Annotated in this window: 17 protein-coding genes; 5 read left to right on the top strand and 12 right to left on the bottom strand. The window is 67.5% G+C overall.

Features of this window, described 5'->3' with window-relative positions; translation table 11 throughout:
• Positions 1-3: 3 nt before the first annotated feature.
• Genes rsfS through E0T84_RS11080 form a run of 5 tightly spaced genes read right to left on the bottom strand, consistent with a single transcriptional unit; the run spans position 4 to position 4707 of the window.
• Positions 4-390, bottom strand: a complete 387-nt coding sequence (gene rsfS, locus E0T84_RS11100; protein WP_070189054.1) for a ribosome silencing factor — start codon at positions 388-390, stop codon at positions 4-6.
• Positions 387-1034 carry a nicotinate-nucleotide adenylyltransferase gene (gene nadD / locus E0T84_RS11095; RefSeq protein ID WP_075909503.1) on the bottom strand — a complete coding sequence of 216 codons (648 nt, stop codon included), beginning with the start codon at positions 1032-1034 and terminating at the stop codon, positions 387-389. Before nadD ends, rsfS begins: the two co-directional genes overlap by 4 nt.
• 33 nt (positions 1035-1067) lie before the next feature.
• Positions 1068-2519, bottom strand: a complete 1452-nt coding sequence (locus E0T84_RS11090) for a VWA domain-containing protein (protein ID WP_070943467.1) — start codon at positions 2517-2519, stop codon at positions 1068-1070.
• Positions 2520-3410: a MoxR family ATPase gene (locus E0T84_RS11085; protein ID WP_070189051.1), complete on the bottom strand. Its 891-nt coding sequence runs from the start codon at positions 3408-3410 to the stop codon at positions 2520-2522. It abuts the gene before it with no gap.
• A 31-nt stretch (positions 3411-3441) separates the two neighbouring features.
• Positions 3442-4707, bottom strand: a complete 1266-nt coding sequence (locus E0T84_RS11080; RefSeq protein ID WP_070189050.1) for a glutamate-5-semialdehyde dehydrogenase — start codon at positions 4705-4707, stop codon at positions 3442-3444.
• Between the two features lie 73 nt (positions 4708-4780).
• Between E0T84_RS11080 and E0T84_RS11075 the strand changes: the two genes are divergently transcribed.
• Together E0T84_RS11075 and E0T84_RS11070 are read left to right on the top strand one after the other, a co-directional pair.
• On the top strand, positions 4781-5641 hold the full coding sequence (locus E0T84_RS11075) for a ribokinase (RefSeq protein WP_070189049.1): 861 nt from the start codon (positions 4781-4783) through the stop codon (positions 5639-5641).
• 44 nt (positions 5642-5685) lie between these two features.
• Positions 5686-6510 carry an enoyl-CoA hydratase/isomerase family protein gene (locus E0T84_RS11070; RefSeq protein ID WP_070189048.1) on the top strand — a complete coding sequence of 275 codons (825 nt, stop codon included), beginning with the start codon at positions 5686-5688 and terminating at the stop codon, positions 6508-6510.
• A gap of 25 nt (positions 6511-6535) precedes the next feature.
• On the opposite strand, the gene E0T84_RS11065 is transcribed toward E0T84_RS11070, so the two are convergent.
• Positions 6536-8587 carry an NAD(+) synthase gene (locus E0T84_RS11065; RefSeq protein WP_138744483.1) on the bottom strand — a complete coding sequence of 684 codons (2052 nt, stop codon included), beginning with the start codon at positions 8585-8587 and terminating at the stop codon, positions 6536-6538.
• A gap of 57 nt (positions 8588-8644) precedes the next feature.
• On the opposite strand from E0T84_RS11065, the gene E0T84_RS11060 reads away from it, so the two are divergent.
• The gene (locus tag E0T84_RS11060) at positions 8645-9184 is read left to right on the top strand and encodes a cysteine hydrolase family protein (RefSeq protein ID WP_070943468.1); all 540 of its coding nucleotides are present in this window, start codon (positions 8645-8647) and stop codon (positions 9182-9184) included.
• Between the two features lie 3 nt (positions 9185-9187).
• Here E0T84_RS11060 and E0T84_RS11055 read toward each other — a convergent pair whose 3' ends face one another.
• Positions 9188-10120 carry a phosphotransferase gene (locus E0T84_RS11055; RefSeq protein WP_138744482.1) on the bottom strand — a complete coding sequence of 311 codons (933 nt, stop codon included), beginning with the start codon at positions 10118-10120 and terminating at the stop codon, positions 9188-9190.
• Between the two features lie 69 nt (positions 10121-10189).
• Between E0T84_RS11055 and E0T84_RS11050 the strand changes: the two genes are divergently transcribed.
• The gene (locus E0T84_RS11050) at positions 10190-11029 is read left to right on the top strand and encodes an NAD-dependent protein deacetylase (protein ID WP_070189045.1); all 840 of its coding nucleotides are present in this window, start codon (positions 10190-10192) and stop codon (positions 11027-11029) included.
• On the opposite strand, the gene E0T84_RS11045 is transcribed toward E0T84_RS11050, so the two are convergent.
• Complete coding sequence (locus tag E0T84_RS11045) at positions 11001-12284, bottom strand: cytochrome P450 (protein WP_138744481.1); 1284 nt, start codon at positions 12282-12284, stop codon at positions 11001-11003. The two genes, E0T84_RS11050 and E0T84_RS11045, sit on opposite strands and share 29 nt — an antisense overlap.
• A 66-nt stretch (positions 12285-12350) precedes the next feature.
• Between E0T84_RS11045 and E0T84_RS11040 the strand changes: the two genes are divergently transcribed.
• A complete protein-coding gene (locus E0T84_RS11040) occupies positions 12351-12986 on the top strand; it encodes a TetR/AcrR family transcriptional regulator (protein WP_070189043.1) in 636 nt (211 codons plus the stop codon).
• A 48-nt stretch (positions 12987-13034) separates the two neighbouring features.
• Here E0T84_RS11040 and proB read toward each other — a convergent pair whose 3' ends face one another.
• From proB to rplU, 4 genes are all read right to left on the bottom strand, one after another.
• Positions 13035-14135 (bottom strand): glutamate 5-kinase, encoded by a 1101-nt coding sequence (proB, locus tag E0T84_RS11035; protein WP_070189042.1) that lies wholly within the window; start codon positions 14133-14135, stop codon positions 13035-13037.
• Positions 14132-15580 carry a GTPase ObgE gene (gene obgE / locus E0T84_RS11030; RefSeq protein ID WP_070189041.1) on the bottom strand — a complete coding sequence of 483 codons (1449 nt, stop codon included), beginning with the start codon at positions 15578-15580 and terminating at the stop codon, positions 14132-14134. The genes proB and obgE overlap by 4 nt, the downstream gene beginning before the upstream one ends.
• 90 nt (positions 15581-15670) lie before the next feature.
• Positions 15671-15937 carry a 50S ribosomal protein L27 gene (rpmA, locus tag E0T84_RS11025; RefSeq protein ID WP_003879727.1) on the bottom strand — a complete coding sequence of 89 codons (267 nt, stop codon included), beginning with the start codon at positions 15935-15937 and terminating at the stop codon, positions 15671-15673.
• 47 nt (positions 15938-15984) lie between these two features.
• Positions 15985-16296 carry a 50S ribosomal protein L21 gene (rplU, locus tag E0T84_RS11020; RefSeq protein ID WP_029367319.1) on the bottom strand — a complete coding sequence of 104 codons (312 nt, stop codon included), beginning with the start codon at positions 16294-16296 and terminating at the stop codon, positions 15985-15987.
• Positions 16297-16310 lie beyond the last annotated feature (14 nt).

Below are 16310 nucleotides of genomic sequence, written 5' to 3'. Positions count from 1 at the left end.
GCCTCATTCCGTGAACTCCGGGTCCGCAGGACCACCAAGCTCGACCGGAATCGTCGGGCAGTCTCGCCACAACCGCTCAAGGGCGTAGAACTCCCGCTCGTCCTGGTGCTGGATGTGCACCACGATGTCCACGTAATCGAGCAGCGTCCAGCGTCCCTCGCGGGTGCCCTCGCGGCGCGCGGGCTTGTACCCGGCCAGTCGCATCTTCTCTTCGACCTCGTCGACGATCGCGTTGACCTGTCGCTCGTTGGACGCCGATGCGATCACGAAGCAGTCGGTGATCACCAACTGGCCCGACACATCGATGACCACCACATCGTCGGCCAGCTTGGCCGCGGCAGCCTGGGCGGCCACCGTCGCCATCGCGACGGCCTCATCGGTCGCGCTCATCGAATCGGCTCCATGATGCGTTCACCCTTCCCGTCTGCGGAGTACAACCCGCGTTTGGCCACGTACTGCACCACACCGTCGGGTACCAGGTACCAGATCGGCCGGCCTTCGGCGGCCCGCTTACGGCAGTCACTGGACGAGATCGCCAGCGCGGGCACCTCGACCAACGTCAATGCGTCCGGCGGCAGCTCACGCAGCGCCGCCTCGATATGTTCACCGTCCAACTCGTAACCCGGCCGGCTGACGCCCACGAACCTCGCCATGGAGAACAAATCCTCCCAGTTCTGCCAGGACAGGATCGATGCCAGCGCATCGGCGCCGGTAATGAAGTACAGGTCGGTGTCGTCGTTGAGGTCGCGCAGGTCACGCAAGGTGTCCTTGGTGTAGGTCGCGCCGCCCCGATCGATGTCGACCCGGCTGACCGAGAAGCGCGGGTTGGAGGCGGTCGCGATCACCGTCATCAGATAACGGTCCTCAGCGGCGCTGACCCGCCGATCGTGCTTCTGCCACGGCTGACCGGTCGGGACGAAAACCACCTCGTCGAGTTCGAACAGGTCGGCGACCTCGCTGGCGGCCACCAGGTGGCCGTGGTGGACAGGATCGAACGTCCCGCCCATTACACCCAGCCTGCGCCGTCTTGCCACAAAGAGGCAGCTTACGGCAGCCGCACGCGCGGCTCAGACCGGCAGCAACCCGTCGATCACGGCGGCCAGCTGTTTGGCCGACCGGCACTCGTGCATCGGGATGGTTTCGAGGTACTTCGGTGCCGCGGAGTCCCCGCTACCCCACAGATGCTTGGGCTCGGGGTTGAGCCAGTGCGCGTGCCGACTGGCAGACACCATGTGCGCGAGCAGCTCCGTCTGGGGGTTTCGGTAGTTGTTCCGGCCGTCGCCCAGCACCAGCAGCGAGCTGCGCGGCGACAGCACGTTGGGGTACTTGTCCAGGAAGGACACGAAAGCGTGCCCGTAGTCGGAGTGCCCGTCGCGGGTGTAGACCCCCGCCTCGCGGGTGATGCGCTGTACCGCCACCGCGAGATCGGCCTCGGGCCCGAACATGTCGGTCACCTCGTCGGTGGTGTCGATGAAGGCGAACACACGTACCCGGGAGAACTGCTGGCGCAGCGCCGAAACGAGCATCAGGGTGAAGTGGCTGAACCCGGCCACCGACCCCGACACATCGCAGAGCACCACGAGCTCGGGGCGGGCCGGATGCGGCTTCTTGAGCACGACGTCGATCGGCACACCGCCGGTGGACATCGACTTGCGCAGTGTTTTGCGCAAGTCGATCTCGCCGGACCGGGACCGCCGACGCCGGGCCGCCAGCCGCGTCGCCAGCGTGCGGGCCAGCGGCTGCACGGTCTTGCGCATCTGGCGCAGCTGCTCCCCGGAGGCGCGCAGGAACTCGACGTTCTCGGCCAGCTGCGGCACCCCGTACATCTGCACGTGGTCTCGGCCCAGCTGCTCGGCGGTGCGCCGCTTGGTCTCGGACTCGACCATCTTGCGCAGCTGGGAGACGCGCTGAGCGGCCAGGGCCTTGGCGATCTCCTCCTGGGTCGGCGTCGGCTCCTCGCCATAGGGCGCGAGCAGCCCGGCCAGCAGCCGGCCCTCCAGATCGTCGAGGCTCATGGCCTTGAGTGCCTGATACGACGAGTACGACGGACCGCGGCTGGAGTTGTATCGACCGTAGGCCTCGACGATCCGCGCGATCATCGCTGCCATCCGGTCGTCGAGGTTGGCCAGATCCTCGTTGTCGGCCAGCATCTGCACCAGGGCCTCGCGCATCGCCTCGATGTCCTCGGGCGGCAGCTGGGGCTGACTGTCGCCGTCGGCGGCATCGTCGTCGTCATCCAGCACCGTGCGCGCGCCGAGCGCCGCCGGGAAGAACAGGTCGAACATCGCGTCGTAGGTCTCGCGGTGGTCCGGACGCCGCAGCACCGCGCACGCGATACCCTCCCGCAACGCCTCCCGGTCGCCGAGCCCCAGCACGGTGATCACCCGGCCCGCATCGACCGTCTCCGACGGGCCGACGGAGATCCCTTGCCCGCGAAGGGCTTCTACGAACTCGACAAGGTGCCCGGGCCAACCGTGAGGGGCCAGCGGCTGGGGCGGTCGAACCCGGCGGGGAACCATTTAGTTCAGCCTCAGCTCGCCGGCGGCTCGCACTTGGTCTGACTGGTGTTTGAGCACCACACCCAGGGTGGCGGCGATCATCTCGTCGTCGATGGTGTCCAGTCCCAGGGCCAGGACGGTGCGGCCCCAGTCGATGGTCTCGGCGACCGACGGCAGCTTCTTGAGCTGCATCCCCCGCAGCACGCCGATGATCCGCACCAGTTCGGTGGCGATGTGCTCGGGAAGCTCGGGCACCCGGGACAGCAGGATGCGGCGCTCCAGGTCCGGGTCTGGGAAGTCGATGTGCAGGAACAGGCAGCGACGCTTGAGCGCCTCGGAAAGCTCACGGGTGGCATTGGAGGTGAGCAGCACGAACGGCGGCCGTTCGGCGGTGATGGTGCCGAGTTCCGGGACGGTGACCGCGAAGTCGGAAAGCACCTCCAGCAACAGGCCTTCGATCTCGATGTCGGCCTTGTCGGTCTCGTCGACCAGCAGGACGGTCGGGTCGGTGCGCTTGATCGCGGTCAGCAGCGGACGGGTCAGCAGGAACTCCTCGCTGAACACGTCGTCCTTGGTCTGGTCCCAATCGGTGCCCGACCCGCCGGCCTGTCCGGCCTGGATTCGCAGGATCTGCTTGGCGTGGTTCCACTCGTAGAGTGCGCGGGCTTCGTCCACGCCCTCATAGCACTGCAACCGGACCAGCTCCGAGCCCGTGGTCGCCGCGACCGCGCGGGCCAGTTCGGTCTTGCCGACGCCCGCGGGCCCCTCCACGAGCAACGGTTTGCCGAGCCGGTCGGCGAGGAAAACCGCTGTCGCGGTGGCGGTGTCGGGCAGATATCCGGTCTCCGCCAGGCGCCGCGCGACATCGTCGATGTCGGCGAACAACGGAGCGGGGCGAGCGGGCACGCTCATGTGGTCTCCTGGTCTGTGTCTGGTCGGCGGGTTAGGCCGGGCGGGTCTGACCGTCTCCCCACACGATCCATTTGGTCGAGGTCAGTTCGGGCAGGCCCATGGGTCCGCGGGCATGCAGCTTCTGGGTGGAGATGCCGATCTCGGCGCCGAAACCGAACTGCTCTCCGTCGGTGAACGCGGTGGACGCGTTGACCATCACCGCGGCCGCGTCCACCTGCTCGGTGAATCGTTGGGCCGCAGCAAGATCCGTTGTCACTATGGCCTCGGTGTGCCCGGTGCCGTACGTGTTGATGTGGGCGATCGCCCCGTCGACCCCATCCACCAGGGCCACGGCGATGTCCATCGAGAGGAACTCGGTGTGCAACTCCTCGTCGGTGGGATCGGCGTGCACCGTGACCCCGGCCTCGCGCAGGGCCGCGGTCAGCAGCGGCAGCGCGGTGGCCTCCAGCGCCTTGTCGACCAGCAGGGTCTCGGCGGCGTTACAGACGCTGGGACGGCGGGTCTTGGAGTTCAGCAGGATCTTGCAGGCCAGGTCGATGTCAGCCGAGGAATCAACATAGACATGACAATTGCCGACGCCGGTCTCGATGGTGGGTACCTGCGCATCGCGCACCACGGCCTCGATCAGGCCGGCGCCCCCGCGCGGGATCACCACGTCGACCAGGCCGCGGGCCTGGATCAGATGGGTGACGCTGGCGCGGTCATGGCTGGGCAGCAGTTGCACGGCATCCAGGGGCAGACCGACCGATGCCAGAGCCGAACGCAGCGCGGCCACGAGCGCCTCGTTGGACCGGGCCGCGGACGAACTGCCGCGCAGCAGAGCGGCATTACCCGATTTCAGGGTGAGCCCGAAGGCGTCGACCGTGACGTTGGGCCTGCCCTCGTACACCATTCCGACGACGCCGAGGGGCACCCGCTGCTGACGCAGTTGCAGCCCGTTGGGCAGGGTGCGGCCGCGCAACACCTCGCCGACCGGATCGGGCAGTCCGGCGACCTGACGCAGACCGGCGGCGATGCCGTCGACCCGCTGTGGGTTGAGCGCCAGGCGGTCCAGGATCGACTCGGGGGTCCCGGCCGCCCGCGCGGCCTCGACGTCGGCGGCATTGGCGGCCAGGATCTCGTGGACGTGAGCCAGCACGCTGTCGGCGGCGGCATGCAGCGCGCGGTTCTTCGTCTCGGCGCTCAGGGTGCCCAGGACGCGGGCGGCGACGCGGGCCCGACGCGCGGCCTCGTGCACCTGCCCACGCAGGTCGGCGTCGGGCACGGCAGTCGTCGGAGACTCTGTCTGAACGCTCATCTAGCCAGCGTATCGGAGGAGTTGAGGTGCTTCGACAGGTGTCAGGCGCCGGTAGCAACTAGCCTTTTCATCCATGGCCGCTGCGCGTGTTTGCGTCGTCGGGAGTATCAACGCCGATCTCACGTTCACCGTCGGCGCACTGCCGCGCCCGGGGCAGACGGTGCTCGCCTCCTCGCTGGCTTCGGCGCCCGGCGGCAAGGGCGGAAACCAGGCGGTGGCGGCCGCGCGCGCCGGTGCCGAGGTGGAACTGGTGGCCGCGATCGGTGACGATGCGGCCGCCACGATCCTGCGCCGTCATCTCCAGGCCAACGGGGTCGGCGCCGAGTCCGTGGCCTGTGTGCCCGGTCCGAGCGGATCGGCGGCGATCCTGGTCGACACCGTCGGCGAGAACTGCATCGTGGTGGCACCGGGTGCCAATTCGCGGCTCGAGGTGGATTCCGCGGCGGCCCGTTCCGCCATCGTGTGGAGCGAGGTCACCTTGATCCAGTTGGAGATCCCGGTGACGACGGCGATCGCGGCGGCCAAGCTGGCACGGGCGGCCGGAGCGGTGGTGATGCTCAACGCGTCGCCCGGGGGCACCCCCGCCCATCACCTGCTGGCCCTGTCGGAACTGGTCGACGTGGTGGTGGTGAACGAGACCGAGGCGGCCGAGTGGCATTGGCCGGTGCGGCATCTGGTGATCACCCGAGGCGCACGAGGCGCCAGCTATCTGAGCTCCGACGAGCGCTTCGACGTGCCGGCCCCCACGGTGCAGGCTCTGGACACGGCCGGCGCCGGCGACGTGTTCGCCGGGGTGCTGGCCGCCGGATGGACCGCGGGCCACGAGCAGGCGCTGCGGCGCGCCTGCGCGGCCGGGGCCCTGGCCACCTTGGTGCGCGGGGCCGGCGACTGCGCGCCGTCGGCCGCCGACGTCGACGCCGTCCTGACCCCCTGAGACGGCCAACTGAAGCCGATACCGTTGACGTTATAGTCGCCACCATGACGCAGGGACTCTCCCCACGGCCACCCGACGGCGACTGGCTCGGCACCCCCTATCTCAAATTCGAGCGACGGGGTCCGTTCGGCGTCGTCACCCTCGATCGCCCGGAGGCCCGCAACGCGATGACACCGGCCATGTACTTCGGCATCCGGTACGCGGTCACCCATGTCGAGGCCGACCCGGATCTGGCCGGCCTGCTCATCACCGGGGCCGGGGACGTGTTCGCACCGGGTGGTGACCTCGGTGGCGGCAACGGCGTCGACGACTGGATGAGTTTCGGCGCGGCCCTGTCGATGGATGTCACGCCGTTCGAAACCCTGCGCCAATCGGTCAAGCCGGTGGTCAGCGCGGTCAACGGGTTGTGCCAGGGCGGCGGGTTGCAGATCGCGATCTGCAGCGACATGGCCGTGGTCAGCGACCGCGCCACGTTCCGGGTACCCGAGTTGTACCGCGGCATCGCCGACACCTACTACAGCCAGATGCTCGCGCGCCTCATCGGACCCGTGCGCACCCGCGACCTGATGTTCACCGGCCGCACCCTCACGGCGCAGGAGGCGGTCGACTGGGGCATGGTCGCCCGCGTGGTCCCCCACGACGAACTGCTCTCTGCGGCAACGGAAGTGCTCAGCCAATGCTGCCGGACCGCACCCCGGGCCCGCGGGGTGGTCAAGTCCAGCCTGGACAGCTACATGGGCCTCTACGACCGGATCGGCATGAAGGCCAGCTACAGCGGCGAGGAGGCGATGGAGGGCTTCCGCGCGTTCAAGGCCCGCCGCTCACCGGAGTGGGTACATCCGGACCTGCGGGCACAGGGCCGCCTCTAGACGCTGACCAGGCCCACCTCGGCATCTATTGCTCGGGGATGTTCCGCTCGATCTCGTCGAGCCAGATACGTGCCGACATGTCCGAGGGCGCCCGCCAATCCCCGCGCGGCGAGAGGGATCCGCCGTGCGACACCTTGGGACCATTGGGCAGCGCCGAACGCTTGAACTGGGAGAACGAGTAGAACCGCTGCGCGAACACCTGCAGCCAGTGCCGGATCTCTTTGAGCGAGTACGCCGGGCGCTTGTCCTCGGGGAACCCGGCGGGCCAATCCCCATGGGCCGCGTCATGCCAGGCGTGCCAGGCCAGAAACGCCACCTTGGACGGACGGAACCCGTAGCGCAGCACCTGGAACAACGAAAAGTCCTGCAGCACATACGGACCGACCTTGGCCTCGCTGCTCTGGATCTCCTCGTCCTCCCCGGTGGGGACCAGCTCCGGGGTGATCTCGGTTTCCAGTACCGACTGCAACACCTCGTTGACTTCGGAATCCTCGGAGCCGAACTGCCCCGACGAGATCACCCAGCGGATCAGGTGCTGGATCAGGGTTTTCGGCACACCGCCGTTGACGTTGTAGTGCGACATCTGGTCACCGACCCCATAGGTCGACCAGCCCAGCGCCAGCTCGGACAGGTCGCCGGTGCCCAAGACGATGCCGCCGCGCTGGTTGGCCAACCGGAACAGGTAGTCGGTGCGCAAACCGGCCTGCACGTTCTCGAACGTGACGTCGTAAACCTTCTCGCCCCGGCCGAACGGATGGTCCATCTCGGTGAGCATCAGCTCGGCAGTCTTCTTGATGTCGATCTCTTCGAACGTCACACCCAGGGCACGGCTCAACCGGATGGCGTTGTTCTTGGTCCGGTCACCGGTGGCGAAGCCGGGCAAGGTGAACGCGAGGATGTCGCTGCGTGGCCGGTTTTCCCGGTCCATCGCCCGCGCGGCCACGATCAGGGCATGCGTGGAATCCAAACCACCGGACACCCCGATGACCACCTTGGGGTAGTTCAGCGCCCGCAGCCGTTGCTCCAGCCCGGAAACCTGGATGTTGTAGGCCTCGTAGCAATCCTGTTGCAACCGTGTGGGGTCCGCCGGAACGAACGGAAACCGCTCGACCTCACGCCGCAGCCCGATGTCGTCGGTCGGCGGGTCGAGCTGGAAATCGATGCGGCGGAATGAATCCACTTGGGCGCCATGATGTCTGGCGTTGTCATCGAAAGTGCCCATCCGCAGCCGCTCGGACCGCAGCAACTCCAGGTCCACGTCGGCCACCGAGCGCCGTTCACCCCGCGGAAAGCGCTCGCTCTCGGCGAGCAGCAGCCCGTTCTCCCAGATCATGGTCTGGCCGTCCCAAGCCAGGTCGGTCGTCGACTCCCCCTCGCCGGCCGCAGCGTACACATACGCCGCCAGACACCTCGATGAGGCCGAACGTGCCAGCAGCGCACGATCTTCGGCGCGACCGACCGTGATGGGGCTGCCCGAGAGATTGGCCAGCACCGTGGCGCCGGCCATCGCAGCCTGCGCGCTGGGTGGCACCGGCACGAACATGTCCTCGCAGATCTCGACGTGCAGCACCAGACCGGGAACATCGGAGGCCACGAACAACAAGTCGGGCCCGAACGGCACCTCGGCACCGGCCACGTGGATGGTGCCACGCACATCGTTGCCGGGAGCCATCTGCCTGCGCTCGTAGAACTCGCGGTACGTCGGCAGATAGGACTTGGGTGCCACACCGAGCACCGCGCCCCGGTGGATGACCACCGCCGTGTTGTAGATCCGATGCCGGTACCGCAGGGGCGCGCCCACCACCAGGACCGGCGTCAACACCACCGACGCCGCGACGATTTCGACAAGCGCCTGTTCCACCGATTCCAGCAGCGCATCCTGCATGACGATGTCGTCGATCGAGTACCCCGACAAGGTCAATTCGGGGAACACCGCGACAGCCACACCGTCGTCGTGGCAGGCCTGCGCCAACCGGAGCACCGATTCGGCGTTCGCCGGCGGATCCGCCAGCGCTGTGTGGTGAGTGCAGGCGGCAACCCGCGCGAAACCGTGTCGATAGGCGCTGTAGAAGTCCATCGCGCCCATTGTCACCCGAAAAGTGTCAAGATCGGGCCAGCGGGTACCAATTGACGCATGAGCGATACCGCACTGGTGGTCGTAGACATGCTCAACACCTACCGGCACGAGGATGCCGAATTGCTGGCACCCAATGTGGCAGCGATCATCGATCCGCTGGTCGGGCTGATCGAGACGGCGCGCGGCCGCGACGATGTCGACCTGATCTACGTCAACGACAACTACGGCGATTTCACCGCCCAGTTCAGCGACATCGTCGAGTCCGCCCTGACCGGTGCGCATCCGGACCTGGTGCGCCCGATCGCACCCGCGGACGGCTGCCTGCTGCTGACCAAGGTGCGCCACAGCGTGTTCTATGCGACCGCACTCGATTATCTGCTGGGCCGGCTGGAGACCCGGCGGTTGATCCTGGCGGGCCAGGTCACCGAGCAGTGCATCCTCTACAGCGCCCTGGACGCGTACGTGCGCCATTTCGACGTGGTGATCCCGGCTGACGCGGTGGCGCACATCGATGCCGGCCTGGGCCAGGCCGCGCTGGAGATGATGCGGCGCAACATGAGCGCCGAAGTGATCCCTGCCGCCGAGTGCCTCGGATGAATTTCAGGTCAGGGGCGCAGACTCGCGCCAAGACTCCACCATCGGCAGCACTCCGTCGGCGAGCACCGGTAGCTGAGGTATCAGGGCCACACAGCTGACCATGGTCAACGTCGCGGCGGCATCGACCAAACGCTGCACCTCGGGATTCGTGACTCGCAAGCCCAGTTCCCGCGCCGCCGCGTCGTACTCGGCCACCGCCGCCGGGCCGGCCAGCGCGAGATCCCACTCCACCGGACCACAAGTGACGTCCTCGAAATCGGCGAACCGCACGCCGTCGGTGGTCCGGATGACGTTGAGCGCCGGCCCGTCCCCGTGAATGGTCTGAACACTCACGTCGGGGAACCTGGCCTCGAACGAGGCACGGTCGGCGAGCACCGATCGCAGCGCCGCGTATTCGTCGCGTATTCGGCTGACATCGCTCGGCAGCAACGGCGCCGCATCGTCCAAGTTGTCGATCAAGCCGCCGAGCGACCGGTTGACCGGGGTGAGAAACGGCAATTCGTCCGGATATCGCGCAAGGGCCGCGTGCAGCGTCGCGGTATGAGCCATGGAGACGGCCGAGTACGGCTCATGGTCCGCCGCAACATCGACCAGCTCCCAGAACGTCATCCCGAACCCCTCTCGGCGCACGGGCGACCGGGGCAGCATCGGTGCCGGAACCACGACCGGTAGGCCCTGACTGTCGAGCCAGGCGACCACGTCCAGTTCCCGCTGTTGCCGCTCAGCCTGGGCCTGGGGTGTCATCCCTGGTGGCAGCACAACCTGGACGCGCGCCACCACCGGGGTCGGTTCCAGGCGGACGACGATCGAGAACGCGTCGTGCAGCACCGTCGTGTTCGTAGCAGGCAGGCCCAGCGCACGCCCGGCCTCCAGCGCCACCTCCGCCACCCGCCGGGTACGGTCAGCGAATTCGGGAGAGGCTGTCGAGACCGGCACTCCGCCACTCTCCCACACTCATTGCCGGTGCCCGCTGCCTCCGGTGAGTTCCGATCTACCCTGGACCTCGTGGATGCTCCCGAACTCGTCGCCCTGCTTCAGGGGCGCCGCGTCGCGGTGTTGACCGGGGCCGGGATGTCGACCGATTCGGGCATCCCCGACTACCGCGGGCCCGACTCCCCGCCCAGCAATCCGATGACCATCCGGCAGTTCACCTCCGATCCGCTGTTCCGGCAACGGTACTGGGCCCGCAACCATGTCGGCTGGCGCCACATGGACGAAACCATGCCCAACGCCGGGCACCGGGCCCTGGCCGCATTGGAATCCACCGGTGTGGTGAACGGACTGATCACCCAGAACGTCGATCTGCTGCACAGCAAGGCCGGCAGCCGATCGGTGGTCAACCTGCACGGCACCTACGCGCAGGTGGTCTGCCTGGACTGCGGCGCGACGATGGGTCGCGACGAGTTGGCCACGCTGCTGGAGGCGGCCAATCCCGGATTCATCGAACGCGCCGAGGCGGTCGGTGGGATCGCGGTGGCTCCCGACGCCGACGCCGTGGTGCGCGAAACCGAGTCGTTCGTCATCGTGGGCTGCCAGGCCTGTGCGGGCATGCTCAAACCCGACATCGTCTACTTCGGCGAGAGTGTCCCCAAAGACCGTGTCGAGCAGGCCTATTCGATGGTGGACGAGGCCGAGGCGCTGTTGGTGGCGGGATCCTCTCTTACCGTCTACTCCGGCTACCGGTTCGTCCGGCATGCCGCAGCCCACGGCATCCCGGTCGGCATCATCAACCGCGGCGCCACCCGCGGCGACGACCTGGCGGCGGTGAAGGTCGAAGCGGGCTGTTCGGAGATGCTGGCCCTGTTGGCCGGCGAGCTCAGAACGTGCACGGCATCGACCGGATAGCGTGCACGAAGTTGCCCGCCAGATAGGCCGGTTCGCCCGCCGCGATGTCGGGCAGCTGGTGCAGCAGCTCACCGAAGATCGCCCGTAACTGCGTCCGGGCGACGTGTGCGCCGAGGCAGAAGTGGCGGCCACCGCCCCCGAATCCCAGGTGCGGATTGGGCTTTCGGCTCAGATCGAAGACCTCGGGCCGGTCGAACACCTGGCCATCCCGGTTACCCGAGGAATAGAACATCACCACCTTCTCCCCCGCCGCGATCTGCGCTCCGCCGAGCTCGACATCGACGGCCGCAGTGCGGCGAAACGTCATCACCGGTGTGGCCCAGCGGACGAACTCTTCGACGGCGCCGCCGATCCGGTCGTCGAAATCCGCCATGAGCCAGGCCCTCTGGCCAGGATGGTCGGTGAGCGCTTTGAGGGCGTGGCTGGTGGTCTGGCGGGTGGTGTCGTTGCCTGCCACCGCCAGCAGGACGAAGAACGCCGCGACCTCGGCATCGGTGAGCCGGTCCCCGTCGACCTCGGCGTGGACCAGCGCGCTGATCAGATCGTTGCCCGGGTTCTGCCTGCGTTCTGCGGCAAGCGCATTCGCGACCTGATGCAGGTACATCTGGTTCTGCAGCAGCACCTCGAGCGGGTCGCGCCCGGCGAGGTAGACAGGGTCGGCCCAGGACACCAGCGCATCCGCAGCATGTGCCACCCGCTGACGTTCGGACTCGGGTATCCCGACCATGTCCGACAGCGTGCGAATCGGCAGCTCCTTGGCGCACTGGTCGACGAAGTCCACCCCGCTGCCGACTTCCTTGAGTTCGGCCACGATCTGGCGCGCGTTCTCCTTGATCGAGTCTTCGATGCGGGCCACCTGCCGGGGGGTGAACGCCGCGTGGACCAGTTTGCGGATCAGTGTGTGCCGCGGCGCGTCCATCGCCAGGAAAGACTGTGACGCCTCGAGTAGCTCCTCCGGAATGGATTCGAACAGCACCCCTTTGCCCGACAGGAATGTCTCGCTGTCACGGCTGACCGCGACGATGTCGGCGTGCCGGGTAACCGCCCAGAAGCCGCGATCGGCGGGATCGGGCATCAGGGCGTCTTCGACCGGTGGATGCCAACTCACCGGGCGCGAGGCACGCAGCTCCGCGAAGGCCACCTCGCGATCGGCAGCCGTGGTGGCCCAGAACACCCGTGACGACAGGTCGATCGGGTCGTAGGGGCGAGCGGCAGGGGGCCAGGACGGGGCTGATGTGATAGGCGACACACTCATGTCGGTGACAATAAGTCTAGACATTGTGTCTAGTCAAGGTGTGACGCGTTCCGATACGCTGGGGACATGCCATCGGTAACGCGAAAACCGCAGGCCAAAAGGGAGGAACGGCGCGAGCGGATCGAACGCCAGTTGCTCGATGCCACCGACCGACTGATGGCCGACGGCACCAGCTTCACCGAGCTCAGCGTCGACAAACTGGCCACCGAGGCCGGGATCTCCCGCGCCAGCTTCTACATCTACTTCGAAGACAAGGGCCATCTGCTGCGCCGGCTAGCCAGCCAGGTGTTCGGCGATCTGACCCAGGCCGCCGAACGGTGGTGGGGCGTGGCCGGACAACGCGACCCTGCCGACGTCCACGCCGCCATGGCCGGCATCATCGCCAGCTACCGGCGCCACCAGCCGATCCTGATCGCGCTCAACGAGATGTCGGGCTACGACCCACTCGTCGGGCAGACGTACCGTGAGTTGCTGACCGGGATCACCGACCAGCTCACGGAAGTCATCGAGGGCGGGCAGGCCGACGGGTCGATCCGGCCGCAACTGCCTGCCGCGACGACCGCGAGCGCGCTGACCTGGATGGTGGAGCGCACCTGCCACCAGAATCTGCCGTCACAGCCGGCGTCCTACGACGCCGAGCTGGCCGCCACCCTCACCCAGATCATCTGGGGTGCGCTCTATCTGGAGTGCCCACCCCAGTGATTTGTGCACCGCCCGTAACGGTCAGCGTTACCAGAGGTGCACAAATCGCTAGATGGCGACCAGATCGTCGGCGTGCACCGCGGGCCGGCGCAGCTCGGCCGGCAGATCCGGCGTGGAACGGCCGATGATCGCGGCCAGCTCCGAGGCCTCGTAGGCCACCACGCCGCGCGCGACGGTTTGCCCGTCAAGCCCCCGGAGATCCACCACGTCGCCGCCGTGGAACTGTCCGGCGACCTCGGTGATCCCCGCCGGCAGCAGCGAGCGCCGCTGCTTGACCACCGCCCGCACCGCGCCGTCGTCGAGGGTCAACGCCCCGTGCGACTCCGCGGCATGGCGAACCCAGAAGCGCCGCGCCGACATCCGCTCGGGCCGCGGTGCGAACACGGTGCCCACCGAGGCATCGCTCAGGGCTGCACCGGCATCCGCAGCGGCGGCCAGCAGCACCGGCACGCCGGCATCGGCGGCCAGCAGCGCCGACGACAGCTTCGAGGCCATCCCGCCGGTACCCAGGTGGCTGCCGGCGCCGGCCACCACCCCGTCAAGATCCACTTGGGCGGCCACCTCGGGAATGAAGCGCGCGTTACCTTTTCGGGGGTCAGAGTCGTACAGGCCGTCGATATCGGACAGCAGGATCAGCGCATCGGCACCGACCAGCTGCGCCACCAGCGCCGAAAGCCGGTCATTGTCACCGAACCTGATCTCGTTGGTGGCCACGGTGTCGTTCTCGTTGACGATCGCCACCGCGTGCAGGGCACGCAACCGGTCCAGCGTGCGTTGAGCATTGTTGTGCTGCACCCGCATGGCGATGTCGTGGGCAGTCAGCAGAACCTGGCCGACTGTGCGGCTGTAGACGGCGAACGCCGAACTCCATGCATTGACCAGGGCCACCTGCCCCACACTGGCGGCGGCCTGCTTGGTGGCCAGATCCGTTGGGCGCCTCGAAAGTCCGAGCGGCTCAATTCCGGCCGCGATGGCACCCGAGGACACGATCACCAGGTCGGAGCCGGCTCTCATCCGGTCTTCGATCGCCTCGACCAGGACCGCGAGCCGACCTGCGTCGAAGACCCCTGACGGGGTGGTGAGTGCGGTGGTACCGACCTTGACGACTACCCTGCGCGCGGTGCGAATCGCCTGGCGATGAGCGCTCACGCGTCCTCGCTACCGGGCTGGCGGCGCTCCCGTCGGGCAGCCTTGCGCTCGGCGGCACCGGTCCGGTCGGTCTGCTCGAGCCGAATGTCGGTGCCTCGGCCGGTCATCGGCATGTCGACACCGGCCGGGGTCTGCGGCTCCCAGTCGAAGGTCATGTCACCGATGGTCACCGCGCAGCCGGGCTTGGCGCCCAACTTCAACAGCTCATCCTCGACTCCCAGACGCGCCAACCGGTCACCGAGGTAGCCGACGGCCTCGTCGTTGTCGAAGTTGGTCTGGGCGATCCAGCGCTCGGGACGCGTGCCACGCACGATGAACCCGCCGTACCCGTCGGTCTCGACGGTGAATCCGCTCTCGTCGACGGCGATCGGCCGAATCACCGGACGGCGCGGCACCACGGCCGGCTGCGCGTCACGATAGGCCTTGACCAGCTCCCAGAGCGCAAAGATCAACGGGCGCAACCCGTCACGGCTGACCGTCGAGATCTCGTACACCGGCCAGCCGAACCGTTCGGCAACCTCTTCGCGCACGAAGTCGGCCAGCTCCCGGGCATCGGGCACGTCGATCTTGTTGAGCACCACCGCCCGTGGGCGTGACGCCAGATCACCGAGGGTGGAATCGCCTTGCAGGGTCGGCGTGTATGCCGCGAGTTCGGCTTCCAGTGCCTCGATGTCGGAGATCGGGTCGCGGCCGGGCTCCATGGTGGCGCAATCCACGACATGCACGAGCACCGCGCAGCGCTCGAGGTGCCGCAGGAAGTCCAGGCCGAGACCCCGGCCCTCGGACGCACCGGGAATCAGGCCGGGAACGTCGGCGACGGTGAAGGTGTTGTCGCCGGCCGACACCACACCGAGGTTGGGCACCAGCGTGGTGAACGGGTAGTCGGCGATTTTGGGTTTGGCTGCCGAGATGGTCGACACCAGAGACGATTTGCCCGCCGAAGGGAAGCCGATCAGGCCGACATCGGCGACGGTCTTGAGCTCCAGGGTGAGGTCGCGGGTCTGGCCCTTCTCACCGAGCAGGGCGAAGCCGGGGGCCCTTCGCGCCCGCGAGGCCAAGGCGGCATTGCCCAAGCCGCCACGACCACCTTGCGCGGCTTCGAATCGGGTACCGGCACCGACCATGTCGGCCAGCATCCGGCCGTTCTCGTCGAGCACCACCGTGCCGTCCGGCACGCGCACGATCAGATCTTCACCGGCGGCGCCATCCCGGTTGCTGCCCGCCCCCTGCTTACCCGAGGGTGCAACGACATGGGGATGGAAGTGGAAGTCCAGCAGCGTGTGGACCTGTGGATCCACGACGAGCACGATGCTGCCGCCGCGGCCACCGTTGCCGCCGTCAGGACCGCCGAGGGGTTTGAATTTCTCGCGGTGCACCGATGCGCAGCCGTGGCCGCCGTTCCCTGCACTCGCGTGGATGACGACGCGGTCGACAAACCGGGGCATCGGACATCCTCTCCGTCGAATGTGAAGCTATCGCGATAGTCCTATCGAGAACTCGCAGCTGCTTCACATTCGCGGAGAATCCTCTTTGTCTCAGGCCTCCGGGCGCGGCACGGGAACAATGTTCACGTGCTTGCGGCCACGCTTGGAACCGAACTCCACGGAGCCCGGGGCCAGCGCGAACAGGGTGTCGTCGCCGCCACGGCCGACGTTCACGCCGGGGTGGAAGTGGGTGCCGCGCTGCCGCACCAAAATCTCGCCGGCCTTGACGACCTGACCACCGAAGCGCTTGACGCCGAGCCGCTGTGCTGCGGATTCACGACCGTTGCGCGAGCTGGAAGCGCCCTTCTTGTGTGCCATTTATATGTCCCTCGCCCTCTGCTGCCTGTTCTTCGCCTGACGGCTCATCACTTGATGCCGGTGACCTTGAGCACGGTCAGCTGCTGACGGTGCCCCTGGCGCTTGTGGTAGCCGGTCTTGTTCTTGAACTTGTGGATGCGGATCTTGGGGCCCTTGGTGTGCTCCAGCACCTCGCCGGTCACGGCGACCTTGGCCAGGTCATCGGCCTTGCTGGTGACCTTGGCGCCGTCGACCACGAGGGCCACGGGCAGCGACACCGAGGCGCCGGGCTCGGCGTCGAGCTTCTCAACCTTCACCACGTCACCGGCGGCAACCTTGTACTGCTTGCCACCGGTCTTGACGATTGCGTATGTCGCCATCGTGTCCTCTGCTC

It is taken from the genome of Mycobacterium sp. DBP42, assembly GCF_005924235.1.
Taxonomy (GTDB): Bacteria; Actinomycetota; Actinomycetes; order Mycobacteriales; family Mycobacteriaceae; genus Mycobacterium; species Mycobacterium syngnathidarum.
Note: the sequence above shows the minus strand (reverse complement) of the source record. Positions and strands in the feature narration are given on the sequence as shown.